General features: G+C 64.3%; 14 protein-coding genes. 9 read left to right on the top strand and 5 right to left on the bottom strand.

Features of this window, described 5'->3' with window-relative positions; translation table 11 throughout:
- The first annotated feature begins 145 nt into the window (after positions 1-145).
- Genes JWJ88_RS07150 through JWJ88_RS07135 form a run of 4 tightly spaced genes read left to right on the top strand, consistent with a single transcriptional unit; the run spans position 146 to position 12,679 of the window.
- A complete protein-coding gene (locus JWJ88_RS07150) occupies positions 146-6,439 on the top strand; it encodes a type I polyketide synthase (protein WP_205293430.1) in 6,294 nt (2,097 codons plus the stop codon).
- A gap of 2 nt (positions 6,440-6,441) precedes the next feature.
- Positions 6,442-7,437: a glycosyltransferase family 2 protein gene (locus JWJ88_RS07145; RefSeq protein WP_205293429.1), complete on the top strand. Its 996-nt coding sequence runs from the start codon at positions 6,442-6,444 to the stop codon at positions 7,435-7,437.
- The gene (locus tag JWJ88_RS07140; protein WP_205293428.1) at positions 7,434-12,056 is read left to right on the top strand and encodes a MupA/Atu3671 family FMN-dependent luciferase-like monooxygenase; all 4,623 of its coding nucleotides are present in this window, start codon (positions 7,434-7,436) and stop codon (positions 12,054-12,056) included. The genes JWJ88_RS07145 and JWJ88_RS07140 overlap by 4 nt, the downstream gene beginning before the upstream one ends.
- On the top strand, positions 12,053-12,679 hold the full coding sequence (locus tag JWJ88_RS07135; protein ID WP_205293427.1) for a 4'-phosphopantetheinyl transferase family protein: 627 nt from the start codon (positions 12,053-12,055) through the stop codon (positions 12,677-12,679). Before JWJ88_RS07140 ends, JWJ88_RS07135 begins: the two co-directional genes overlap by 4 nt.
- Here JWJ88_RS07135 and JWJ88_RS07130 read toward each other — a convergent pair.
- Complete coding sequence (locus JWJ88_RS07130) at positions 12,660-13,865, bottom strand: glycosyltransferase (RefSeq protein ID WP_205293426.1); 1,206 nt, start codon at positions 13,863-13,865, stop codon at positions 12,660-12,662. The genes JWJ88_RS07135 and JWJ88_RS07130 overlap by 20 nt on opposite strands.
- 179 nt (positions 13,866-14,044) lie before the next feature.
- On the opposite strand from JWJ88_RS07130, the gene JWJ88_RS07125 reads away from it, so the two are divergent.
- Positions 14,045-14,263, top strand: coding sequence for a hypothetical protein (locus JWJ88_RS07125; RefSeq protein WP_205293425.1), 219 nt, complete (start codon positions 14,045-14,047; stop codon positions 14,261-14,263).
- Here the strand turns inward: JWJ88_RS07125 and JWJ88_RS07120 are convergent.
- Both JWJ88_RS07120 and JWJ88_RS07115 read right to left on the bottom strand, forming a co-directional pair.
- Positions 14,257-14,955, bottom strand: coding sequence for a sugar transferase (locus JWJ88_RS07120; RefSeq protein WP_205293424.1), 699 nt, complete (start codon positions 14,953-14,955; stop codon positions 14,257-14,259). The two genes, JWJ88_RS07125 and JWJ88_RS07120, sit on opposite strands and share 7 nt — an antisense overlap.
- A 574-nt stretch (positions 14,956-15,529) precedes the next feature.
- Positions 15,530-16,357 (bottom strand): glycosyltransferase, encoded by an 828-nt coding sequence (locus JWJ88_RS07115; RefSeq protein WP_205293423.1) that lies wholly within the window; start codon positions 16,355-16,357, stop codon positions 15,530-15,532.
- A 267-nt stretch (positions 16,358-16,624) separates the two neighbouring features.
- Here JWJ88_RS07115 and JWJ88_RS07110 point away from each other — a divergent pair, with 267 nt between their 5' ends.
- From JWJ88_RS07110 to JWJ88_RS07095, 4 genes are all read left to right on the top strand, one after another.
- A complete protein-coding gene (locus tag JWJ88_RS07110) occupies positions 16,625-17,362 on the top strand; it encodes a P-loop NTPase family protein (RefSeq protein ID WP_205293422.1) in 738 nt (245 codons plus the stop codon).
- Between the two features lie 51 nt (positions 17,363-17,413).
- Positions 17,414-18,889, top strand: a complete 1,476-nt coding sequence (locus tag JWJ88_RS07105; protein WP_240200219.1) for a GumC family protein — start codon at positions 17,414-17,416, stop codon at positions 18,887-18,889.
- Positions 18,889-20,265: an oligosaccharide flippase family protein gene (locus JWJ88_RS07100; protein ID WP_205293420.1), complete on the top strand. Its 1,377-nt coding sequence runs from the start codon at positions 18,889-18,891 to the stop codon at positions 20,263-20,265. Before JWJ88_RS07105 ends, JWJ88_RS07100 begins: the two co-directional genes overlap by 1 nt.
- Positions 20,266-20,345: 80 nt before the next feature.
- Positions 20,346-22,628: an NADP-dependent malic enzyme gene (locus JWJ88_RS07095; protein ID WP_205293419.1), complete on the top strand. Its 2,283-nt coding sequence runs from the start codon at positions 20,346-20,348 to the stop codon at positions 22,626-22,628.
- Positions 22,629-22,691: 63 nt separating this feature from the next.
- Here the strand turns inward: JWJ88_RS07095 and JWJ88_RS07090 are convergent, their stop codons facing one another.
- Together JWJ88_RS07090 and trhO are read right to left on the bottom strand one after the other, a co-directional pair.
- Entirely contained in the window at positions 22,692-23,291 is a 600-nt protein-coding gene (locus tag JWJ88_RS07090) for an outer membrane protein (RefSeq protein WP_205293418.1), read from the bottom strand.
- A gap of 226 nt (positions 23,292-23,517) precedes the next feature.
- A complete protein-coding gene (gene trhO / locus JWJ88_RS07085) occupies positions 23,518-24,438 on the bottom strand; it encodes an oxygen-dependent tRNA uridine(34) hydroxylase TrhO (RefSeq protein ID WP_205295154.1) in 921 nt (306 codons plus the stop codon).
- Positions 24,439-24,504 lie beyond the last annotated feature (66 nt).

Genomic DNA, 24,504 nt, shown 5'->3' with positions numbered 1-24,504 from the left:
CAAGCGGATTCTGCCTAAAAAGGCAGGCATCCGGATGGTTTTAAAGGTTGGTGCGGCGCGCTGGATTCGCTATGCCGGACACGCGCGTCAGTTGTTAAGTCATTACCGCCCGCAAGGGCATTCCACGAGTTACATGAGGCACCATATGGCCTTTGATAAGACCGCCGTTGAGGACAGTGATATCGCAATCGTCGGCATGGCCGCCCAATTACCGGGCGCTGCCGGAGTGGCGGAGTACTGGGACAATCTTTGCCGCGGGGTCGAATCGATCCGCCGCTGGTCCGAAGCCGATCTGATCGCGCGGGGGGAATCGCGGGTGCGGATGTCGGATCCGAACTACGTCCCCACTGCCGCCATATTGGAACATTTCGACGAATTCGATGCCGAGTTCTTCGGGCTTTCGCCCAAGGAAGCGGCAATCATGGATCCCCAGCACCGCAAGTTTCTGGAAACCTGCTGGCATGCGCTGGAGGATGCCGCGCATATGCCCGAGAACTTCGCCGGCAATATCGGCGTCTGGGCGGGCTGCGGCATGGGCAGCTATTTTTATTGGAACGTGTGCTCGAACCGCGATCTGGTGGATGGGGTGGGGCATTTCCTGCTGCGCCACACCGGCAACGACAAGGATTTCCTGTCCACGCGCGTCAGCCATATTTTCGACCTCAAGGGGCCCAGCATCAGCGTGCAGACCGCCTGCTCGAGCTCTCTGGTGGCGATCCACATGGCCTGCCAGGCGCTGCAGTCGGGTGAATGCGACATGGCGCTGGCCGGCGGCGTGACCATCGAGCTGCCGCATGGATTGGGGTATCTGTACAAGGAAAACGAAATCCTGTCGCCCGACGGCCATTGCCACGCATTCGACCATCGCGCGCAGGGTACCGTCTTCGGCAGCGGTGCGGCAGTGGTGGCGCTGCGGCGGCTGAAGGATGCGATTGCGGATGGCGATCATATCTGGGCGGTCGTCAAGGGCTCGGCCATCAATAACGACGGCGCGGCCAAGGCAGGCTATCTGGCCCCTAGTGTCGAGGGTCAGGCACAGGCCGTGGCCGAGGCGCTGGTCATGGCCGGGGTTTCCTCGGACAGCATCGGCTATGTCGAATGCCACGGAACCGGCACAGCGCTGGGCGATCCGATCGAGGTCGCGGCGCTGACCCAGGCTTATGAACGGGTTTCCGAAGGGACGCGGCAGGGGCCGTGCCGCATCGGCTCGGTCAAGACCAATATCGGCCATCTCGATACGGCGGCGGGCAGCGCCGGGCTTATCAAATCGGCGCTGGCGGTGCATCACGGCCAGATCCCCGCCACGCTTGGCTATGAGGCGCCCAACCCTGCCATCGACTTTGAAAGCGGGCCGTTTCAGGTCAATGACCGGCTCTCCGACTGGCCGGTCCCGGGTCCGCGCCGCGCCGGTGTGAACTCACTGGGCGTCGGCGGCACCAACGCCCATGTCATCGTGCAAGAGCCGCCTGTGGCCGAGGTTTCGGGCGAGTCCGACTGGCCATTCCACATCATTGCGGTTTCGGGCCGCGGCAAGGCGGGGCTGGATGCGAATACGACGAGGTTGGCGGACTGGCTGAGCGCCAATCAAGACGTGGACATGGCCGACCTGTCCTTTACCCTGACCCAAGGCCGGCGGCAGTTCGACCGCCGCCGCGTGCTGGTCGCGCGGGACGCGGCCGAGGCGGCGGCGCTGCTGGCCAATCCCGATCCGCTGCTGGTTTTCGACCATCAGGCGGTGGGCGATCCGGCAGAGCCTGTGTTCATGCTGCCCGGCGGCGGGGTGCAATATGCCGGCATGGCCCGGGGAATTTACGAAACCGAACCGGTGTTCCGCGAATGGATGGACCGGGGCCTGGACCACATGACGAACGCGCATGGCGCCGATCTGCGCGCCCTGTGGTTGCCCGAACCGGGCGCCGAGGCCGAGGCGGACCGCCGCCTTTTGCAGCCCTCGTTGCAACTGCCACTGCTGATGATCATCGAATATGCGCTGGCGCAACTGTGGATCAGCTGGGGGGTGCGTCCCACGGCGCTGATCGGCCATTCGATGGGCGAAAATACCGCCGCCTGCATCGCCGGGGTAATGTCGTTCGAGGATTGCATCGGTCTGGTGCGCCTGCGCGGGCAGTTGTTCGACCGTGTCCCCGCCGGCGGCATGCTGTCGGTGCCCCTCGCGCCCGAGGACTTTGCGGCCGAACTGGCGGAACTGGGATTGGATCTGGCTGCGGTGAATGCGCCGGGCCTGTCGGTCGTGTCCGGGCCGGACGCGATGCTGGACCGCTTTGCCGAAAAGATGGCGGCGCGCGAGGTGGAATGCCAGCGCATTGCCATCTCCATCGCCGCGCATTCGCGGATGCTGGACGGGATTTTGGCGGAATTCCGCGCCTATCTGGCCGGCATTGCGCTGAACCCGCCGCAAATCCCGATCATCTCGAACCGCAGCGGCCAACCGCTGACGGTGGCCGAGGCGACCAGCCCCGATTATTGGGTGGCGCATCTGCGCGGCACCGTGCGCTTTGCCGACGGGATCTCGCATCTGGCGCAGGTGCCGGGGCGGGTTTTCCTCGAGGTGGGTCCGGGTCGCGCCATGCAGGCCATGGCCAAGGCGCATCCGGCCGTCGCCGCCAATCAGGTCATCTCGACCCTGCGCCATCGCGATCATACGACCAGCGACGACAGCTATTTCATGGGCGCGCTGGCGCGGTTCTGGGCCTGCGGCGGGCAGATCGACTGGGATCAGATCTGGGGTGGCGCGCGGCGTCAGCGCCTGTCGTTGCCCGGCTATGCTTTTCAACGCAAACGTTATTTCATCGAACGCGCTGCAAATACCTCGACCGAAGCGGTGGCGGAATTGGCCCGGATTGACGAGCCCGCGGACTGGGGCTGGCGGCCGGCGTGGAAGCTGGCCTCGCCCGCCATCGAAATCGGACCGCAAGGGCCGGTGGCACAGGATGTGCAGAACTGGTTGATCTTTGCCGACGATCTTGGCCTTGCCGACCGCGTGGTGGGCGGCTTGCGGGCGCGGGGTCAACGTGTCGCAGTGGTCCAGGTGGGCGATACCTTTGCCGACAAGGGAGAGGGCCGCTTTACCTTGCCGGTCGAATCCGACCGCGAGGGCTATGAGATGCTGCTGGCCGCGCTGGTCGGGCAGGATATGGCGCCGGACCGCATCCTGCATCTGTGGTCGGTGACGCAAGGGGCGAAATTCCGGCCCGGCTCCAGCTTGCTCAACAGCCAGTTGGAGCGTGGCTTCTTCGGTCTTTTGCATCTGGCGCAGGCCATTGGCGTGGAACTGCCCGAGACGAAACTGGAGGTGATCGCGGTCTGCAACGACGCGCTGCGCGTGGCGGATGAGCAGGTGCCCGCGCCCGAAAAGGCAACGGCTGCCGGGCCGATCCGGGTCATGCCGAACGAGATGCCGGGTGTCTCGGCCCGGCTGGTGGATATCCGCGTGCCGGCCAAGGGTGGTCTGGATGCGCTGGCCACGAACCTGCTGGAAGAGGCGCTGGCCCCCTCGGGTGCGGCTGTGGCGGCTTGGCGCGACGGGCGCCGCTTTGAGCAAAGCCTTGAACGCGTGGCTCTGGCCGATGATGGCATGGCCGCGATTGCGCAAGGTGCGACCTGCCTGATCACCGGCGGTTTCGGCGGCCTTGGTCAGACCATCGCGCGCGAACTTGCGCAGCGGGGTGGGGCGAAGCTGGCCCTGACCACGCGCGGCAGGGTGGATTCGCCCGCCGTCACCGCCTTGGTCCGTCAGTTGCAGGCGCTGGGTGCCGAGGTTCTGGCGATCCGCGCCGATGTGACCAGCCCCGAGGACATGGCCCGCGCCGTCGCCGAAACCAAGGCGCGCTTCGGCAGTCTTGATGTGGTGCTGCATGCGGCCGGCGTGATCCGCGACGGGCTGATCGCGGCCAAGACCGATGACGAGGCCTGGGACGTGCTGGCCCCAAAACTGCTGGGCACGCGTGCGCTGGTTCAGGCGCTTTCGGCCGATCCGGCCAAGCTGACGGTGCTGTTTTCCTCGACCTCGTCGGTGATCGCCTCGGTGGGTCAGGCGGATTACGTCGCCGCCAACGAATATCTGAACGCGGTGGCCCGTTCGACACCGGCGGCGCTGGGTCGCGTGGTGGCGGTCAACTGGGGCGTTTGGGCAGATACCGGCATGGCCGCGCGGGCCATGGGACTGGACACCGCCTCGGCCGTTGTCGCGCCGCAAGGGCGGCCGCTGCTGGACAAAAGCCTGCCGCTGCCCGGCGGGCGAGAGTTCCGCACCGCTTTGAAGCTGGACGACTGGATCATCGGCGGTCACAAGACCACCGCCGGTCAGGCGCTGATGCCCGGCACCGGCTGGATCGAGCTGATTGCCGAGGCGGCGCAGGAATGCGGGCTGAGCCTGCCGCTGGCGATCCGCGATCTGGAATTCCGCCGTCCGTTGCTGGTTCTGGATACCGCGCTGGTCAGCACTCGCGTCTTGCCCGAAGGCGATGCCATGCGCATCGAGATCCTTGAGGATCCGCAGGGCGAGCCGAACGTGTCGGCTCTGGTCAGCCCGGTTCAGGAACCCACGCCCGAGGCGCTGTCGGTGCAGGGCGGCCACTGGGATCAGGACGGGCAGGGCGTGCCGATCCCCTCGGCTCAGGAACGCCAGATGGCCTTTGGCCCGCGCTGGAAGGTGCTGCGCCGTTTCCGCATCACTGGTGATGAGGGGGTGGCGGAACTGTCGCTTTCGCCCGAATTCACCGGCGATCTGGAGCAAGGCTGGCTGGCGCATCCGGCCCTGCTGGACATTGCTACCGGCTGGGCGATGCAGTTGATCAAGGGCTGGACGCCCGAGAACCTGTGGGTGCCGATGGGCTATCGTTCCATCCGGCTTTACCGGCCGCTGCCGGCGCAGGTGATCAGTAGGATCCGCAATTCGGGCGAGAATTTGGATGCGCAGGGCATGGCGCAATTCGACATCACGCTGGCCGCGCCGGACGGGACGGTCTGCGCCGAGATCCGGGGCTTTGCGCTGCGCAAGCTGGCGGCGGCCATTTCGGCCACACCGCAAACACGGGCGCAGCCCGCGCGCAGCCTGTCCGCGGCCGAGCGTCGCCTGCAGCACAACATCAGCCAGGGCATTCCGGCGGCGATCGGTCCCGCAATGCTCAGCCGTGCCATCTCGACCGGCCTGTCGCAGGTCTATGTCTCATCGCTGGACCTGAACGCGCTGATCGCCGAGGCTGGCGTGACCGAGGATGCGGCGCCCGCCGAGGGCGGGTTCGAGCGCCCCGACCTCGATAGCGATTTCGTTGAACCGGCACCGGGCATTCAGGCGGAACTGGCTGCGATCTGGTCCGAACTGCTGGGCATTGCCCAGGTCGGTGCGGCGGACAGTTTCTTTGACCTTGGCGGCCATTCGCTGATCGCGGTGCGCATGTTCGGGCAGTTGCGCAAGGCATTCGGAGTGGATCTGCCGATCTCGACCCTGTTCGAGGCGCCGACCATTGCCGCGCTTGCCGCGCTGATCGAGGAACGCACCGGCCCGCGCGAACTGGTCTCGCCGGACAATGTCCGCGAGTTGCCGGTTTCGGCCCGGCCCAAATATCGCTTCCTCGTCGATATGGGCGGGCGGGGCGAGGGCACGCCCTTCTTCATGGTCGCCGGCATGTTCGGCAATATCATGAACCTGCGGCAACTGGCGCAACGGCTGGGATCGGATCGCCGCTTTTACGGCGTTCAGGCGCGTGGGCTGTTGGGCGACGACAAGCCGCATGAAACCTTTGCCGAAGCTGCCCGGGATTATATTCAGGAACTGCGTCAGGTGCAGCCCGAGGGGCCCTATCTGCTGGGTGGTTTTTCAGGCGGCGGGCTGACAGCCTATGAGATGGCGCGCCAGCTTCGCGCGGCGGGCGAAGAGGTGGCGATGCTGGTCATGCTCGACACGCCGCTGCCGTCGCGCGAGCCGGTCAGCCGGCAGGACCGGCTGATGATCCGCTTGGGCGAGTTGCGCGAAGGTGGCGCGGGCTTTGTCTGGAAATGGCTGCGAGACCGTATCTCGTATGAGTTCCAACGTCGCAGCAAGGCCAAGGCGGTTGAGGCGGAAGTCGCGACCGAGGCCACGGGGACCTTCCACGATCTGGCTATCGAGGCCGCGTTCCTTGCGGCGCTGCCGAAGATGCAGCTTTCGGTCTGGGACGGGCCGGTGGCAATGTTCCGGCCGCCGCTTGATCGGCGTTGGAAAGTCACGGGTGGCCTCTGGATCAACTCGGGCCGCGATTATGTGACCGAGGATAACGGCTGGACACCGTGGATGCCGAACCTGCGTGTGATCGAGGTGCCGGGCGACCATGATTCCATGGTGCTGGAGCCGAACGTGCGCCGCTTGGCCTCGGTCCTGCGTGAAACCCTGCGTGAAGCCGATGTGGACACTTCGGCGGCGATCAAGGCGGCAGAGTAACCATGCAGCAAAGCGCAAACACGCCCAGCCTTCACGTCATCGTGCTGAATTGGCGCACGCCAGAGATGTCCTTGGATGCCGCAGCGGCCGCGTTACGCGAAATGCAGGGTATCGACGGCGGGCTGACCATCGTGGACAACGATTCCGGCGATGGCAGTTTCGACAAGATGCTGGCCGAGGCCGAGGCGCGCGGCTGGCTGAGTTCCGGCCGGGTTGCGGTGGTGCAATCGGGCTGGAACGGCGGCTATGGTGCGGGCAATAACCATGGCATCCGCCAAGGGCTGCCGGATGGGCGCCGGGCCGATCTGGTCTATCTGCTGAACTCGGACGCCATCCCGCAGCCGGGCTCGATCCGGGCGCTGGTCGATTATCTGGTGGCGCATCCCAAGGCCGCGATTGCCTGTTCGCGCCTGCGCGGCACCGATGACGTGCCCCATCCGACGGCGTTCCGCTTTCCCAGCGCCGCCAGCGAGTTCGAGGCGATGAGCCGCACCGGACCGATCTCGCGCCTGTTGCGGCGCAAGATTGTGGCGCTGCCGCAGCCCGAGACATCTGGTCGCGTGGACTGGTCGGCCGGAGCGTCAATGATGATCCGCATGGATGTGCTGGATCGAATCGGTCTCTTCGACGAGGGATTCTTCCTCTACTACGAAGAAACCGACCTGTGCCGCCGTGCCGCGCAGGCAGGCTGGCAAACCCATTACGTCGTTGAAAGTTTGGTTCTGCATATTGGTTCAGTCAGCACTGGGATGAGGGAATGGAAGCGCGCGCCGGATTACTGGTACGATTCGCGGCGGCGTTATTTCGAAAAACATCATGGGCGTCTGGGCGCGCTTTGGGCCACAGTCGCGCATTTGGGCGGTGCAGGGGTATTTCGCCTGCGCTGCCTTTTGACGGGGCGCAAGCCGGATGGTCCGCAGGGCCACCTGATCCAGTTGATGCGTCACGCCTTTCGTTCGCAACCAAAGCCCGTTCATGTTAAAAAGGGTAAACCATGACGCATTTTTCCGCGATTCTGGTGGGTAACGAATCTCTGTTGCGCCATGCGGCCGAAACGCTGCTGGCGCGCGGGCATGACATAACCGCGGTGGTGACACGCAATCCCGACTTGCGCGATTGGGCGCAAGAGGCGGGGCTGGCGGTCGAGGATCAGGACGCGCCGGTGCCCCCGGATGCCATGTCCGCCGACTGGCTTTTCAGTGTGTCCAACCTGTCCATCCTGCGCCCCGAGATGCTGGCGCGCGGGCGCCTTGGCGCGATCAACTTTCATGATGGCCCCCTGCCGAAGCTGGCCGGCCTGAACGCGCCGGTCTGGGCGATCATCGGCGGCGAGCCCGAGCATGGCGTCACCTGGCACATGATCGAGGGTGGCGTGGATGAAGGTGACATCCTGACCCAGCGCCGGTTCGAGATCGGCCGCGACGATACGGCGTTGACGCTGAATGCGCGCTGCTTTGCCCGCGGTGCCGAAAGCTTTGCCGACGTGGTGGCGCAGCTTGAGTCAGGTGGCCCGCAGCGGGTGCGGCAGGATCTGTCGCAGCGCAGCTATGTCGGCAAGGACAAGCGTCCGGATGCGGCCGCCGTGCTGGATTTCTCGCTGCCCGCCGCCCGGATCTGTGCGCTTGTGCGCGGCCTCGACCATGGCGACTACTGGAATCCGCTGGCCCTGCCCAAGGTGCGGCTGGCTGACCGCGTATTGCTGGTCGCGGCTTTCGAAGGGACAGAGCCCACCAATGCACCCCCCGGCACCGTACTGGCGCAAGAGGGCTCGATCGCGACCATCGCGACCGCCAAGGCTGCGGTTAAGCTGCGATTTGCCGGTGAATCGCCTTCGGTCGGAACGGTGATCCCGCCGCTTTTCCCTGACGAGACCGCGCGGTTGACGACGTTTGGCCAGCAGGCGGCCAAACATGACGCTTGGTGGCGCGCGCGGTTGGCCCGGATGAATCCGGCGGTGCTGCCGGGCGAGGGGTCCGGCGCAACCCAGTCTGTGCAACTGATGCCCGGTGCTTCGCCTGAACGGATCGCGCTTGCGGCCTCGCTGCTGGCGCGGCTGGCTGGGCAGACCGCGTTCGATCTGGCGCTGCGACCCGCAGGTCAGCCGGAGGCCGCCGGGATCGTGGCGGATTGGCAGCCTTTGGCTGTCGAGGTGCAGGGGGACCGCAGGCTGGCCGATCTGGGGCAGGCGCTGGCCTCGCAAATCGGCGAGCAGGCCAAGCGAGGCTTCTTCATGGCCGATCTGTTGCACCGCGCGCCCGAGTTGCGCGATATGGCGACGCCGGATCTGGCGCTCAACCTGTCCGAAAGCGGCCCGGTTCAGGGCGCGGCGCTGACGGTGACGCTGACCGAAGCCGTGGCCCGGCTGGACCATGATCCCGCCCGTGTGTCCTCCGCGCAGGCGCAACGGCTGGCCCGTGCGCTGGATGCGGGTCTCGCGCTGCCCGGAACGGTTATGCTGCGCGATATCCCCCTGATGGATGCGGCCGAGCGCGACGACCTGCTGATCGCCCGCAACGCCACGCAGCTTGATGTGCGGCTTGCCTGCATCCATGACCTGATTACCGAGACGGCGGCCGCCGACCCCGATGCGGTGGCGCTGGCATTCGAGGACCGAACACTGACCCGTGGCCAGCTTGACCGCGCGGCCAATGTGTTGGCGGCAAAACTGGTGCAACTGGGCGTCGGCCCGGACCAGCCGGTCGGATTGTTTGCAAAACGCTCGCCTGAACTGGTGATAGGGGCGCTGGCGATCTGGAAGGCGGGCGGGGCCTATGTGCCGCTTGACCCGGATTACCCCGCCGACCGTATCGAGCTTTATATCCAGGATAGCGGCGCTGCGGTGGTGCTGGTTCAGGACGGTCTTGCCGACAGGCTGCCGCAAAATAATGCGCAGGTGGTGACCATCCCCAATACTCTGCCGCAGGGCATGGTGGCGGCGCCTGTCACTCAGGTCCAGCCGGAAAACCTAGCCTACCTGATTTATACATCGGGTTCGACCGGGCGGCCGAAGGGCGTGATGGTCGAGCATCGCAATGTGGCGAATTTCTTTGCCGGTATGGATGCGGCCATTCCCCATGCCCCGGGCGATGCCTGGCTGGCGGTGACCAGCCTTTCCTTTGACATCTCGGTGCTGGAGATTTTCTGGTCGCTGGCGCGCGGTCTGCGGCTGGTGATCGCGGGCGAGGAATCGCGGCTGGCGGTGTCCAGCGCGCCTGCACAGCCGCGCCGCGAGGTGCAGGGCGGGATGGATTTCAGCCTGTTCTATTGGGGCAACGACGACGGTCCCGGCCCGAAGAAATACCAGTTGCTGCTGGATGGTGCGCGCTTTGCCGACCAGAACGGCTTTGTTGCGGTCTATACGCCCGAGCGGCATTTCCATGCCTTCGGCGGACCCTATCCGAACCCCTCGGTTTCGGGCGCTGCCGTGGCGGCGGTGACGAAGAACCTGTCGGTGCGCGCCGGCAGCGTAGTGCTGCCGCTGCACCATCCCGCCCGTGTCGCCGAGGAATGGGCGATGATCGACAACCTGACCGCCGGGCGAGTCGGCTTGGCCATCGCCTCTGGCTGGCAACCCGATGATTTCGTGCTGCGTCCCGAGAATGCGCCGCCGAACAACAAGAAAGCGCTGGCCGACGGTGTGGATCAGTTGCGTCGGCTATGGCGCGGCGAAAAAGTCGATTTCCCTCATGCCAACGGTCGCAGCTTTGGCGTGGTCACACAGCCGCGTCCGGTGCAGAACGAACTGCCGCTGTGGATGACTGTCGCCGGCAATCCCGAGACTTGGGTCGAGGCCGGCCGGCTGGGCATGAACGTGCTGACCCACCTGCTGGGCCAGAGCATCGACACGGTGGAAAGCCGCATCAAGGACTATCACGCGGCGCTGCGCGCGGCCGGGTATGATCCGGCGGATTTTACCGTCACGCTGATGCTGCACACCTATCTGGCCGAGGATCGCGAGACGGCGCGCGAGATCGCCCGCCAGCCGATGAAGAATTACCTGGCCAGCGCCACCGCGCTGGTCAAGCAATGCGCCTGGGATTTCCCGGCCTTCCGGCGCCCGGCCGGCATGACCAGCCCGATGGCCATCGACCTTGATTCGCTGTCTGCCGAGGAGGTGGACGGCATCCTGGAATTCGCCTTCCTGCGCTATTTCGACGATTCGGGCCTGTTCGGCTCGCTTGAGGACGGCATCGCCCGCATCGAGCAACTGAAGAAGATCGGCGTGAACGAGGTGGCCTGCCTGATCGACTATGGCATCGCGCCCGAGCAGGTCGTGGCCGGCTTTCCGTTGCTGGCGCAGTTGCGAGCTGCGGTGAACCCGCAGGCCGAAGCGCCAGAGGACGGCGATTTCTCGATCGCGGCGCAGATACGTCGCTGGAAGGTGACGCATCTGCAATGCACCCCCAGCATGGCGCGGATTCTGGTTTCGGACCCGCAGGTCGCTGGGGCGATGGCCGGCCTGAAATGCGTGATGGTGGGTGGCGAGGCGCTGCCGCCGTCGCTGCTGGCCGAGATCAGATCGGTCACCCGCGCGCGGGTGCTGAATATGTATGGCCCCACCGAAACGACGATCTGGTCTACGGTGGCCGACCTGACCGGTGGCGGCGAGGTGACGCTGGGCCGACCGATCGCCAATACTCAGGTCTACGTGCTGGACGGCGATGGCGTGCCGGTGCCTCCGGGGGCGCAGGGCGAGTTGTGGATCGGCGGTCATGGTGTGACGCGCGGCTATTGGCAACGCGATGATCTGACGGAGGCGGCCTTCCGCCCGGATCCGTTCGTGCCTGCGGAACGTGCGGCGCCTTGGGGCGCGCGCATGTATCGCACCGGCGATCTGGTCCGCTGGCGTGAAGAGGGCGGGCTGGACTATATCGGCCGGGCCGATCACCAGATCAAGCTGCGTGGGTTCCGCATCGAGTTGGGCGAGATAGAGGCGGCCTTGGCTGCGCTGCCCGGCGTGCGCGAAGCGGTGGTGCTGGTGCGCGAGGATACGCCCGGCGACAAACGGCTGGTTGCCTATGTCACCGGGGCCGATGATCTGTCCGAGAAGCCGCTGCGCGAGGCGTTGGTGGCGAATCTGCCCTCTCACATGGTGCCGGGGCGGATCGTGCGTTTGGACAAGATGCCGCTGACCCCGAACCGCAAGATCGACCGCAAGCACCTGCCGGTGCCGGGCAGTGCCGCGCCGGTTCGGGTCGGGGCTGCGCCGTCGGCGGTCATCGAGACCACCTCCGCCGCATCGGTCGCTGCGCCGACCGAGGATCTGGCACAGTCGGTGCAGGCGCTGTGGTCCGAGGTTCTGGGGGTGCCGCAGATCGGCCCGCGCGACAATTTCTTTGCCTTGGGCGGGCATTCGCTGCTGGCGATCCAACTGCATCGGACGATCCGTGACCGGCTATCGCTGCCGCGTCTGGGCGTGACGGATATTTTCCGTTTTCCGGTAATGGCGGATTTCCTGAAGCACGTCGCCTCGCTGATGCCGGCGAACAGCGCTGCCCCGGCTGCCGTTGCACCGAGCCCAGTCGCGCCCGTGGCGCCACCCGAGCCAGCCGAAGCCGGTGATGATGCCATGGCCCGGCGTCGGGCCTTGCGGGCACAATTGCGCGGCGGGCGGTGAGCGGAGTCGCCGCGCTTGATGCGCTGGCGCGACGCCTGCTGCCGTCCGGCTATGGCTGCGCGGTGCTGCCGCTGACGGCGGAGCCCGCGCCGCTTCGGCCCGAGGAGGCTGAGGCCGTCACCCGTGCCGTCCCGAAACGACGGCGCGAGTTTGCCTTGGGGCGCATGGCATTGCGGGCGGCGATCCGTGCGGCGGGGCATGACCTGCCCGCCGATCTGCCCATCGTGGCGCGGCCGGATCGTCAGCCCGACTTGCCGCAGGGTATCCGTGCCAGCCTGTCACATAGCGGCGATTACTGCATCGCCATTGCCGCGCCGCCAGGCGGAGCAAGCGTGGGTATCGATCTGGAGCCCTGCGCCCGCTCGCTTCCCGAGGGGTTGGCCGAGGCCGTGATGCCCTTTCGCCTGAACGGCTCCCCCTTCGCGCCCTTGCTGCCTTTTTGTGCCAAAGAGGCGATGTTCAAGGCGCAATATCCGCTGACCGGACGGATGCTGGACTTTCGCGAGGTTCCCGCCGTAATCGGCCCGACACGGTTTCGTGCTTGCATGGGGGACCGGTTGATTGGCGGTCGCTGGGGGCAGGCGGCAGAATGTTGGCTGGCGATCAGCCTGTGGCGCGGCTGAACAGCGCGGCCAATCTGCGGGCCGATGCGCGGATGTCGTGGCGGGCGATGACGCGGGCGCGGGCTGACGCGCCCATTGCGGCCAATGTCTCGGGTGCGGTGTCGGCGGCTTGCAGCATGCACTCGGCCAGCGCCTTGGGGTCGCCTGCGGGAACCAGCCAGCCTTCTTGTTCCGGCCGGACGAGTTCGGGGATACCGGCGATATAGGTGGCGATGACCGGCCGGGCGCAGGCCATGGCCTCCATGATGACCACCGGCAGGCCCTCGGCGAAACTGGGCGTGACCAGTGCATGGGCAGCCTCCATGGCCGCACGGACACCGGCCTCATCCTGCCAACCCAGCAGTCGGACGGCATCACCCATGCCCTCTGCCTCAATCAGCGCCTCGATCTGGGCGCGCAGCTCGCCGTCGCCGACCAGCGACAGATGCAGCCGTGGGTTGTGTCGCCAAGCCAGCGCAAAAGCGCGGATCAGCAGGCCAAAGCCCTTTTGCTCGGCAAAACGACCGACAGAGACCATGTGAAAAGGGCCCTGAGGCAAAGGCAAGGGCCCGGCCCAGCGGCTCAGATCCAGCCCGCAATGGACGACCTGAATCTTTTCCCAATCCGCGGCTGCGGCCCAGCGACAAATTTGCGAGCGGCCATAGCTGCTGACAGCCACGCAGAACTCGGCCAGCGCCAGCTTTCCGCCCAGATCCAGCGCCAGGATATTGTCAAATTCCTCTGGGCCGTGGACCGTAAAACTGAAGGTGGGGCCACCCAGCAAGCGGGCATAAGCGGCGACCCGCGCCGAGTTCGTGCCGAAATGCGCGTGAATATGTGTCAGCCCCAAGTCCTGTGCGCGGGCAGCGACGCGCGCGCCCTCGGCCAGATAAATTATCTGCCGCATCAGGCTGGATTCTCCGGCTTGCGCCCGGCGGTGCGCCAACCGCAAGGCGGTGGCGAATTGGGCAGGTTTTGCAAGGGACTGTCGGAAAAGGCCCTTCAGCAGTGCGCCAGCCCCCGCTTCAAGAATGCGCTCGGTCCGGGTGTGCTCGGCCAGATCGGCAGGATCGGTCAGGGCATCCCGGTCCCCGCGCATGGCGAATCGGTGGATTTCGAGACCTTCACTCTCAAGCGCCGCGATTTCGCGCCGGATGAAGCTGTGCGAGGGGCGCGGATATGTATTGATCAAATAACCGATTCGCAAGGCGATGGGTCCCCATCCAGAAAAAAAGCCGATGCGCCGTGATTTCGCCCCGCCATGTCGGCCGGTTGGCGCCGATTTCGCTTAACAATGGGCGGATATCCAGTATCACGGATTAACGCACTAAAGTTTGTCTAGCGATTTTAAATTTATTTGGCACTATTGATCTGAAGCTTGTGCATTTGAGGAGAAAGCCTCTGACTGGCATCCTGACCATTGGTGTCGCAGTCGCGTTGGCCAGCGTATTGATCGGGGTTGTCGCCTTTGATCTGTCGTTCTGGGCCGCGCTGCTGATCTATGTCGTCAGCGGAACAGCCGCCACGCTTTTTGTTGCATTGCGGCGCTTCAGATGTATCGAGCGGCATGAGGTGCAAACCCGGCGCGGTGGCGCTGCTCAGTAACCGGTGCAGCGCAGGACGACGCCGACGGTCTTGGCGATGATGCTGATGTCGCCCTTGAAGCTCAGCCCGGCCACATATTGCGCGTCGAAGGTGGCGCGGGCGGCAAAGGTGCTGTCGTTGCGATCCGAGATCTGCCACAGACCCGTCACGCCCGGCCGCAGGTGATAGTAATCGGCCCCCGGATAAAGCTGCGCTTGTTCCAGCATCATCGGCCGCGGACCCACCATGCTCATGTCGCCGCGCAGCACGTTCCATAGCTGCGGCAATTCGTCCAACGAGGTCTTGCGCATAAAGTGTCCGGTCGAGGTGATGCGCGGATCATTTTTCAGTTTCTGCGTCAGTTCCCATTCAGCCTTGGCCTCGGGATTGGCGTCCAGATACTCTTTCAGCCGGATATCGGCATCTTCGACCATCGTGCGCAGTTTCCACAACCGGAAGCTGCGCCCCGAGCGCCCGACCCGCTGTTGGGTGTAGAAGGGCCTGTCTCCGTGGAAGTAGATGATGAGTGCAAGAATCAACACTACGGGCAGGATGATCGGTGCGGCCAGCACGACGAATGCGATGTCCATCGGGCGCTTGATATATCGGGCGTAAAAAGATTGGACCCCGACAGGCTCACTGCTGATTTCGTCCGGGTGAGAATGCAACACCGAGTCAATCGTCTCGATATCGAAATCCGTCGTATGCCGCATTTTGAAACCTACCCCCTAACCACACCACGGCAGTATAGCTTTGCATTTGAATAAAACTAGAACGAAAGTTGACACTGACGAAAAGTATAGGTTTGTTTGAAAACAATAGCTTATAGAAAGTTCTGGGTTAGGGGAAATGGTGTTTTCGCGGGTAACCTTAATGGAGAAAACCGCTGATCAGACAGGCGACGCAAGAAATTCGGTTGATCCATATTTAAATTCGCAACCATTGGTTGAGTTATGGGGATTTTGAAGTGACTTAGCGTCAATTTGAGTATGATAATTCACAATCACGGGTTGTTAATATCCGCGGAAATATACAATTTTTAATTGAAATCCTCACGGCATTCTAAATTGATCGCAGTTGATACTGGGTGCGCCGGCCAAGATGCAGTTCATAAATAAAGCTTTGCCAGAAGAGCAATGGGATCACGTACTGTCTGCAGGGCGACAGCGGGTGCGAATGGCTGCTTTTCCCTGTGGCGATCCGCCCGACCGAGGGTGGTGGATTTCAGCGGCGTTGACCGGGACGGACCCGGCGGGTTGGCGGGTCCGTGTGGGCCTTTGACCTCAGCTAGCGTCCCCGCGCCCAACCCTGCCGGTTGCGCCCCAGCCGCACGGCCAACGCGACTGCCACATAGGCGGAAAAGCCCAAAGGATCGGCAAGCGCAAGGCGGGCGAGCTCTGCCCTGCCAGGTCGAACATGGCCCTGTCTCGGCGGCAGTTCCGGGAACAGCCGGGCGATCTCGGCCACGCCCATATCTTGGCGACGGCGCACGCGCACCAGCGTTGAAAATCCCTCGACCAGCGGCCATTCATAGGGCTCATCCACAAGAAACCGCTCGGATTCCGCAAATTGCAGCCGGGTGAAGGTATCATCCGAGATGATCTGCGGAAAGCTCCCCCAGCGTGCGCGCCCGGCCTCATTGACTGCGAAAAGCCCCGCGCCGGTGACACCTTGCGCCACGAAGGGCAGTTTTTGCCAGAACCGGGCATAGGCGCGAGATACGGCGCTGCGGGACGGGGCAACCACCAGCCGTCCTCCGGCATAGCGGGGCTCGGGCACGTTCAGCACGCGCATGATGCCCGCCAGAAGCCGCGGCCCCATGCGGATGTCGGCGTCCAGATACAGTCGCACGCCGGGCCCCGCGAAGGCATCGCCGTGGTTCAGTGCGCCGATCTTGCCGCCCTGCGTCAGTTCCTCGACCTGCAGCCGCCAGCCACGCGCGGCAAAGCCCGGCTCATGAGAGCGTGCCCGGGCGGCGGTATCATCGCTGCAACCGTTGGCCACAAGGATAAGTTGGACCGAGCCGACGTGGTCCTGGGCCAGAACGTGATGCAGGCAGGTGTCTATATAGCCGGCCTCGTCATGGGCGGGCAGGATGATCGTGCAGGGCGTCATGGGGTGAAAACCGGGCTTTCTTGACGGCCTCCGCCGGATTTCGCGATTTGCTGGCGGTGTGCCAAGGGTCGCATATCAGGCTCTGTTTGCCGCACCATGGGGAATCGGTCACGCGACGTCAGGAAATACGGCGCATTGTCGTGATCTTGCGTGTTTTCGGTTGTCGCGTTCATGGCCGGGACGCTACCATGCCGCTGCCGGGAAAGTCATCGGCAGGCCGCTGTCCGGGGGATGGCGCCGTTCATCAGAGGCAGAGGAGCCACAGGTTTGACTCCTGCGAAAGGGAACGACCCGGACAGGACGCCGGCAGGACAGGCTGCGCCCGATGCGGCGCGCGGTCATGTGTCCAGCAAGTTCATCCGGCGCGAGGCGGCGCTGACCGCCTCGGATGCGAAACATGCCAAGATCAGCGCGCAGCGTTTTTCGCTGCTGCGCACCCGTATCCTGCGCGAGATGCGCAACCGTGGTTGGAGCAGGCTGGCCGTGGTTCCGGTCACACCGGGCGCTGGCGGCACCTTCGTTGCGGTGAACCTGGCGTTGGCATTGGCCCGGCAGCCGCATACGCAGGTGGCGCTTATCGACCTGGACCTGGGCAGTCCCGGCGTTGCCGGTCAGCTTGGCATTCCGGGCTGTGCATCCGTTGCCACAGCGTTGCGGGCCGGCGGCGATCTGGACGCACTTGTTTCGCGGGTGGAAGAGGCGCCGAACCTGTCGGTGCTGGCGCCGGAGCGGGCCGAGGCAGGCGCGGCCGAACTGTTGCAGGATGAGGCGCTGGCCAAGGCCATGCGGCGGCTGCACGACAGCCACCCGGCCGAGATCGCCGTCATCGACACAGCCGCCTTGTTGGGCGAGGATGCGGCGCTGGCGGCCCTGCCGCTGGCCGATGCGCTGTTGCTGGTTGCCGACGGTCGCCGGGGCACCGCTGCCGATATGGCGGAATGTGAACGGTTCCTTGTCGGCATGCCGCCGGTGATGGGCGTGGTCCTGAACAAGTCGGAAGACTGATTAAAGAGAGACAGGGTTCAAGATTTGGGACCGATACAATCCTTGCAAGACGTGATCTCGATGATCTGGCGGCGCTTGCCGCTAATGCTGACGATCATCGTTCTGGGCGTGCTGATTTCCTTTTATCTGATCGTTTCTTCGCCTCGCGTCTATCAGGCAGCGGCGGTCATCCAGCTGGACATGCCGGCGGCCATAGATCAGGGCACCGACAGTTCGCTGCCGGCCTCTCGCCGGGTGCAGTTGATCGAACAGCGCCTGATGGCTCGGGCCAGTCTGCGCGAGGTGATCGACCGGCTCGACCTGTTCACGGATACTCCGCTTAGCGAGTCTGAAAAGCTGGTGGCGCTGCGCAGTTCCACCCGGATCGAAAGCATCACCGCCCCGGGTGTTTCGGTCGATTCCCGCATGTCGCTGGCGGCAATCGTCATCACCTCTCAGGCCGAGACGCCGGTTACGGCCGCAGCCATTGCCAATGACTTTGCCAACAGCGTCGTCAACCGCGACCGTGAAAACCGCCAGGTGCGTATTCTTGAATCGCAGGAATATCTGCGCAACGAAGAACGCCGTTTGAACGAGCAGCTTTCCGAACAGGAACGGAAAGTGGTCGAATACAGCGCCCGCAACGAGGATTCGCTGCCCAGCTCGCAGGAGTTCCTGCAAACCGAGATGGCCCAGTTGAACGAGATGGAGACGGCGCTGGATCGCGACATCATGACCTTGCAACGCGAGCGTCTTTCGCTGGAGGCGGGCGGTGTGGCGGCCGAAACCCGGCCCTCGGCTTCGCTGGTGCAGCAGATCCGCTCGGCCGAGGTGGAGCTTGCGCAGGCGCGCCGGACGCTGTCTGCCGACCACCCCGAGATCAAACGGCTGGAAGAGGCTTTGGAGCGGCTGAACAGCGGCGGCGGCAGCGGCGGCTCGGACGTGATCCGCCGGCAGGCCGAACTGATCGAAGCCCAACTGACCAAGCTGAACGAGCAGAAGGCCGGGATCGGATTGCGCCGGACCGAGATCGACGCCGCGCGCGCCCGCTCGCCCGAAGTCACGCGCGAGCTTGAGGCGATGACCCGCCAGCAACGCCGGATGCAGGACCGCTATAACGAGATTTCCCGCCAATTGGCCCAGGTCGAAACCCAGCAGATGCTGATGGAAAACGACCAGACCGAGCGGTTCGTCCTGCTGGAACGCGCCCTGCCGCCTGAATATCCCGCTATGTCGAACCGCAAGAAAAGTGCGGTGATGGGCGTGGGTGGCAGCATGGGCTTGGCTTTTGCCGTGGCCTTTGTATTGGAGCTGCTGAACCCGGTCCTGCGGCGCACCGAGCAGTTCGCCCGCGCCACCGGAACCCGTCCGGTGATGTCGCTGCCCTATCGGCTGACGGCGGCTGATCTGCGCCATCGCCGGCAGCGCAATATCTATATGATCGTGCTTTTGGTTGTGGGCGCCTTTGTCGCCTTGTGGCTGATCGGCAGGATTCCGGGCCTGCCTTCGCCCGGCGTCGTCAGCATGCCGACCGACGGGCTGGGCTGATGGCTCAGCAGGGGGGGACGGAAACCACCGGCGCCGCGCCGCCGGGCAAGAGTTTTGCCTCACGCGCCTTGGGCAGCGGTGCATGGACCATGGCCAATTTCGGCATCGGCCAGATTATGCGGCTGGCGTCGAACCTTATCCTGACCCGGATCCTCAGCCCCGACGATTTCGGTCTGATGGCGCTGGTGACCAGCTTTCTGATCGGCCTGACCATGTTCAGCGACATGGGCTTCGGTCCCTCGATCATGCAAAGCAAGCGCGGCGATGACCCGGACTTCCTTGACACAATCTGGACGCTCAAGATCATCCGGGGCTTTTTGATCTTCCTTGCCGCGATTGCCATGGCATGGCCGCTGGCGGTCTTTTACGACGCGCCGCTGTTCGGCTGGGTGTTCCCGGTGGCGGCCAGCTCGATGATCGTTGGGGGCTTCCTGCCCACCCGGATCGACACGGCCGCCCGTCACCTGCAACTGGGCCGGCTGACGGTGATCGAGCTGTGCAACCAGCTTATCGGCGTGCTGCTGACCATCGCTGCCGCGCTGATCCTGCAATCGGTCTGGGCCTTGGTCTGGGGCAATGTGCTGGGCGCCTTTGCCCAGATTCTGATGTTCCGGTTTTTCCTGCCCGGACATCGCAACCGCCTGCGGATGGAGCCCGAGGCCCGCGCCGAGGTGATGAAATTCGGCAAATGGATCTTTTTCAGCACCATCTGCGGCTTCCTGCTGTTTCAGGGCGACCGCATCATTCTGGGGCGGGTGCTGACGCTGAACCAGCTGGGCATCTACAACATCGGCCTGTTCCTGGCGACCGTGCCGACCATGCTGGGTTCCGCGATCTCCGGACGGTTGTTCATCCCGATGTATCGCCAGCATCCGCCGGCCGAAAGTGCCCAGAACATCCGGATTCTGGCGCGCACCCGCGCTGGTCTGTCCGCACTGTTGCTGGCGGCGGCGGCGGTGCTGGCCTGGGTTGGTCCGCCGCTGGTCGAACTGCTGTATGACCCGCGCTATGTGGCGGCGGGCGGTATTCTGGTCGCCATCGCCTGCATTCAGATGTTGCAGGTCATTCCGATCAGCTATGAATATGCGGCTCTGGCGGCCGGGGATTCGCGCGGCTTCTTTATCATGCAATCCTCGCGAGCCGGGATCTATTTCACGCTGGTCGTCGTGGGGGCGTTGCTGCACGGCCTGCCGGGTCTGCTGATCGGGCAGGCGCTGTCGCAAGTCCTGTGTTATCCGGTGACGGTCTGGCTGGCGCGTCGCCATGGCGCGTGGGACCCGCGCCATGACCTGATCGCGGGGATGATCGCCGTGGTTGCGGCGGGGGCCGCGCTTAGCGGACATTACGGCGCGGTGGTGGCCGCCATGTCGCCCTAAGGCGTTGTCAGGCGGCATTTTACCCCTTCGGTTCCGCGTCTCCTGACGCTATTGCTGCACCACGTCACGAGGAGGACCGGATGAGCGACGACAACACCCCGCGCAAGTCCCGCATCACGCGGGAAGAGGCTCTGGCCTATCACCTTGAGCCCCGTCCGGGCAAATACGACATCGTGGCCTCGACCCCCATGGCGACGCAGCGCGATCTGTCGCTGGCTTACTCTCCCGGTGTTGCCGTGCCCGTGCAGGCGATCGCCGAGCGCCCCGAGACTGCCTATGACTATACCGTCAAGGGCAACATGGTCGCGGTGATCTCGAACGGGACTTCGATCCTTGGCTTGGGCAATCTGGGCGCGCTGGCCTCGAAACCGGTGATGGAGGGCAAGGCGGTGCTGTTCAAGCGCTTTGCCGACGTGAACGCCATCGACATCGAACTGGATACCGAAGACCCGGACGAGATCATCAATGCCGTCCGCCTGATGGGCCCGACCTTCGGCGGCATCAACCTTGAGGATATCAAGGCGCCGGAATGTTTCATCATTGAGCAACGGCTCAAGGAACTGATGGATATTCCGGTCTTTCATGACGATCAGCACGGCACGGCGGTGATCTGCGCGGCAGGGCTGATCAACGCGCTGGAACTGTCCGGCAAAAAAATCGAGGACGTGCGGATCGTGCTGAATGGTGCCGGAGCCGCCGGTATCGCCTGCCTCGAACTGGTGAAACGCATGGGTGCGCGTCACGAAAACTGCATCATGTGCGACACCAAGGGGGTCATCTACCAAGGCCGCACCGAGGGTATGAACCAGTGGAAATCGGCCCATGCCGTCGTGACCGAGGCCCGCACGCTGGAAGAGGCGATGAGGGGCGCCGATGTGTTCCTGGGGGTTTCGGCCAAGGGTGCCGTGACACCGGAAATGGTGCAGGGCATGGCCGAAAACCCGGTCATCTTTGCGATGGCCAACCCCGATCCCGAAATCACCCCGGAAGAGGCGCATGCCGTCCGTGCCGATGCCATCGTCGCCACCGGGCGTTCGGATTACCCCAATCAGGTGAACAACGTTCTGGGCTTTCCCTATCTGTTCCGGGGCGCGCTGGACATTCACGCCCGCGCCATCAACGACGAGATGAAGATCGCCTGCGCCCGGGCGCTGGCCGAACTGGCGCGCGAGGATGTGCCCGACGAGGTCGCCGTCGCCTATGGTCGCAAGCTGCAGTTCGGCCGTGACTATATCATCCCGACGCCCTTTGACCCGCGGCTGATCCATGTCGTGCCGCCTGCGGTGGCCAAAGCCGGCATGGATACCGGCGTCGCCCGTCGCCCGATCATCGACATGGAGGGCTATGTCCAGTCGCTGAAAGCGCGCATGGACCCGACCGCGGCGATCTTGCAGGGCATTCACGCGCGGGCCCGTCAGGCTCAGGCCCGGATGATCTTTGCCGAAGGCGACGATCCGCGCGTGTTGCGCGCCGCCGTGGCCTGGCAGCGCGGCGGGATGGGGCAGGCGCTGGTTGTTGGTCGTGAAAGCGACGTCAAGGATAAGCTTGAGGCCGCGGGGCTGGGCGATGCCGCGCGCGAAATCACCGTCGTCAACGCCGGGAATTCTCGCTATCTCGAACAGTATCACGAAACGCTTTACACCCGGTTGCAGCGTCAGGGCTATGACCGCGAGGATGCGGTCAAGCTGGCCAACCGCGACCGCCATGTCTTTGCCTCGCTGATGCTGGCGCACGGCCATGGCGATGGGCTGGTTACCGGGACCACGCGCAAGAATGCCCATGTTCTGGCCCAGATCGGCATGGTTTTCGACGTCACCCCGGCGGATGGAGCTGTTGGCATTACCGCCGTGCTGCACAACGGCCGGATTGTCCTGATGGGCGATACGTTGGTCCATGAGTGGCCCGAGGCCGAGGATCTTGCCGATATCGCCACCCGTGGCGCGCATGTCGCGCGGGGGCTGGGGCTGGACCCACGGATCGCCTTCCTGTCATTCTCGAACTTCGGCTATCCGATCAGCGAGCGGGCGGTCAAGATGGCCCACGCGACCGAGGTGTTGGACGCGCGCAAGGTCGATTTCGAATACGAGGGCGAGATGACCGTGGACGTGGCGCTCAACCCGACGCAGGCGGCGAAATACCCGTTCTCGCGGCTGACGGGGCCGGCCAACGTGCTGGTGGTGCCGGCGCGGCACTCGGCCTCGATCTCGGTCAAGTTGCTGCAAGAGATGGCAGGGGCGACTGTTGTCGGTCCGATCTTGACCGGCGTGCCGCAGCCGATCCAGATCTGTTCGACCAGTTCCACGGTCAGCGACATCCTGAACATGGCCGCCATCGCGGCAGGCAGGCTGGGGCAGGTCAAGTAAGCCCTGCTCCGAAACGAAAAAGCGCCCCCTTAATGCGGGGGCGCTTGTCTTGTTGCCTTGCGATCAGAACCGGAACGAGGCGCGCAACTGCACCAGATCGGTGTCCAGATCGCGGCCGCTTACGCCGGTTTCATTGTCCAGCACGTCGTTGAAATCGTTGCGGCTGTATTCCGCACCGACGGTGAAACGCTCGGTCACCTTGAAGTCGGCGCCGATCCCATAGGTCATCCCGTTTTCCGAAAAATCATCGACCGAAAGCTTGGCTGCGCCCAGCGTGACATAGGGCAGGAACCGGCCCATGTCCGCACCAGCCCGCAGTCGCAGCCGGGTCAGGTTGCCGTCATCGTAATTCTCGTCCGGCGAGACGCGGTTGTAATCCAGTTCGCCGCCCAGGACGAACCTGCCGAGATCGCGCTGATAGCCCGCATGCAGGCCATATCCGTCAAAATCGCCAAAATCGGCCAGCGCACCGCGATTGGAAAGATCGCCGCTGCCCTTGCCGTATTGCAGACCGGCATAGAATCCGGTCCAGTCGCTGTCCGAAACGGTCGTTACGGGCGCCGGCGCGATGACCGGCTGTTCGACCACGGGGGCGACATAGCCACCTGCATAGGCGCCACCGGCAACAAGCGAAACCAAAGCTGCGTATCCGACTATCTTCATGATGAGTTCTCCATTTAACTCGGACCGCATGCCTAACACCCGGGCCCCGGAATGAAAGGTTTTGCGGACGCGCGGCACGGACAAGTGAGAACTCGTTAACAGCGCCCGCGCTGGGTGATGCAATAACCCCGCCCAGACAGGGGGTTGGAGATCAAGGCGGCGTGAGGGGCCGTGATATTGCGGTTGAAAATTCCGGCAACTAATTGAATATTATAAATATTCAGTTTTAAGCGACGCTTGTCCGGCCTTGCGGCGCAGGGCTGTCGTCAAAGCATTCGCCCTGTTCGGCCTGCCGCTGGCGTTCGCGGAAACGGGCGCGGTCTGCGTCAGTATATTCGCCTATGCAGCGATGGCAGCAGACGCCTTGTTCGTATTCCGGGCGTGTGCGGTCCTCGGGTGCCAAAGGTCGGCGGCAGGCGTGGCAAAGATCATAGCGCCCCTGTCGCAGCCCGTGGCCCAGGCTGACCCGCTTGTCAAAAACAAAGCATTCGCCATGCCACAGGCTTTCCTCTTCCGGGACCTCTTCCAGATACTTCAGGATACCGCCCTTGAGATGAAAAACCTCGGGCATACCCTCGCCCAGCAGGAAATTGGTCGATTTTTCGCAACGGATGCCGCCGGTGCAGAACATGGCGATGCGCTTGTTGTGAAAACGATGCGCATTTTCGCGCCACCAGGCGGGAAAGTCGCGAAAGCTTTTCGTGCCCGGATCCACGGCTCCGGTGAAAGTGCCGATCTCGACCTCGTAATCGTTGCGCGTGTCGATGACTGCCACGTCCGGGGCGCTGATGAGGGCGTTCCAGTCGCCCGGCTCGACATAGCGGCCGACTGCGGCGGTCGGATCGACGTCGGGCTGGCCCATAGTGACGATCTCGCGCTTCAGGCGCACCTTCATGCGGCCAAAGGGCATGGTCTGCGCGGGGCTTTCCTTCCATTCCAGATCCGCGCAGCCGGGCAGGGCGCGGATATGCGCCAGCACGGCGTCGATGCCCGCCCGTGTGCCGGCGATGGTGCCGTTGATCCCTTCGCGTGCCAGCAACAGCGTGCCCCTGACGCCATGTGAGCAGGCGCATTTCGCCAGGGGCGCCTTCAGCGCCTCGGGGTCGGAAAAGCGGGTGAAATGATACAGTGCGGCTACGGTCAGCATGGGCTGGCAATAGCGCCGTGGCCCTGCCGGATCAAGTTGCGGCATTGACGACCCCGCCGCCGCCGC

Origin of the sequence: Paracoccus methylovorus (assembly GCF_016919705.1) — a bacterium.
GTDB classification, from domain to species: Bacteria; Pseudomonadota; Alphaproteobacteria; order Rhodobacterales; family Rhodobacteraceae; genus Paracoccus; species Paracoccus methylovorus.
Note: the sequence above shows the minus strand (reverse complement) of the source record. Positions and strands in the feature narration are given on the sequence as shown.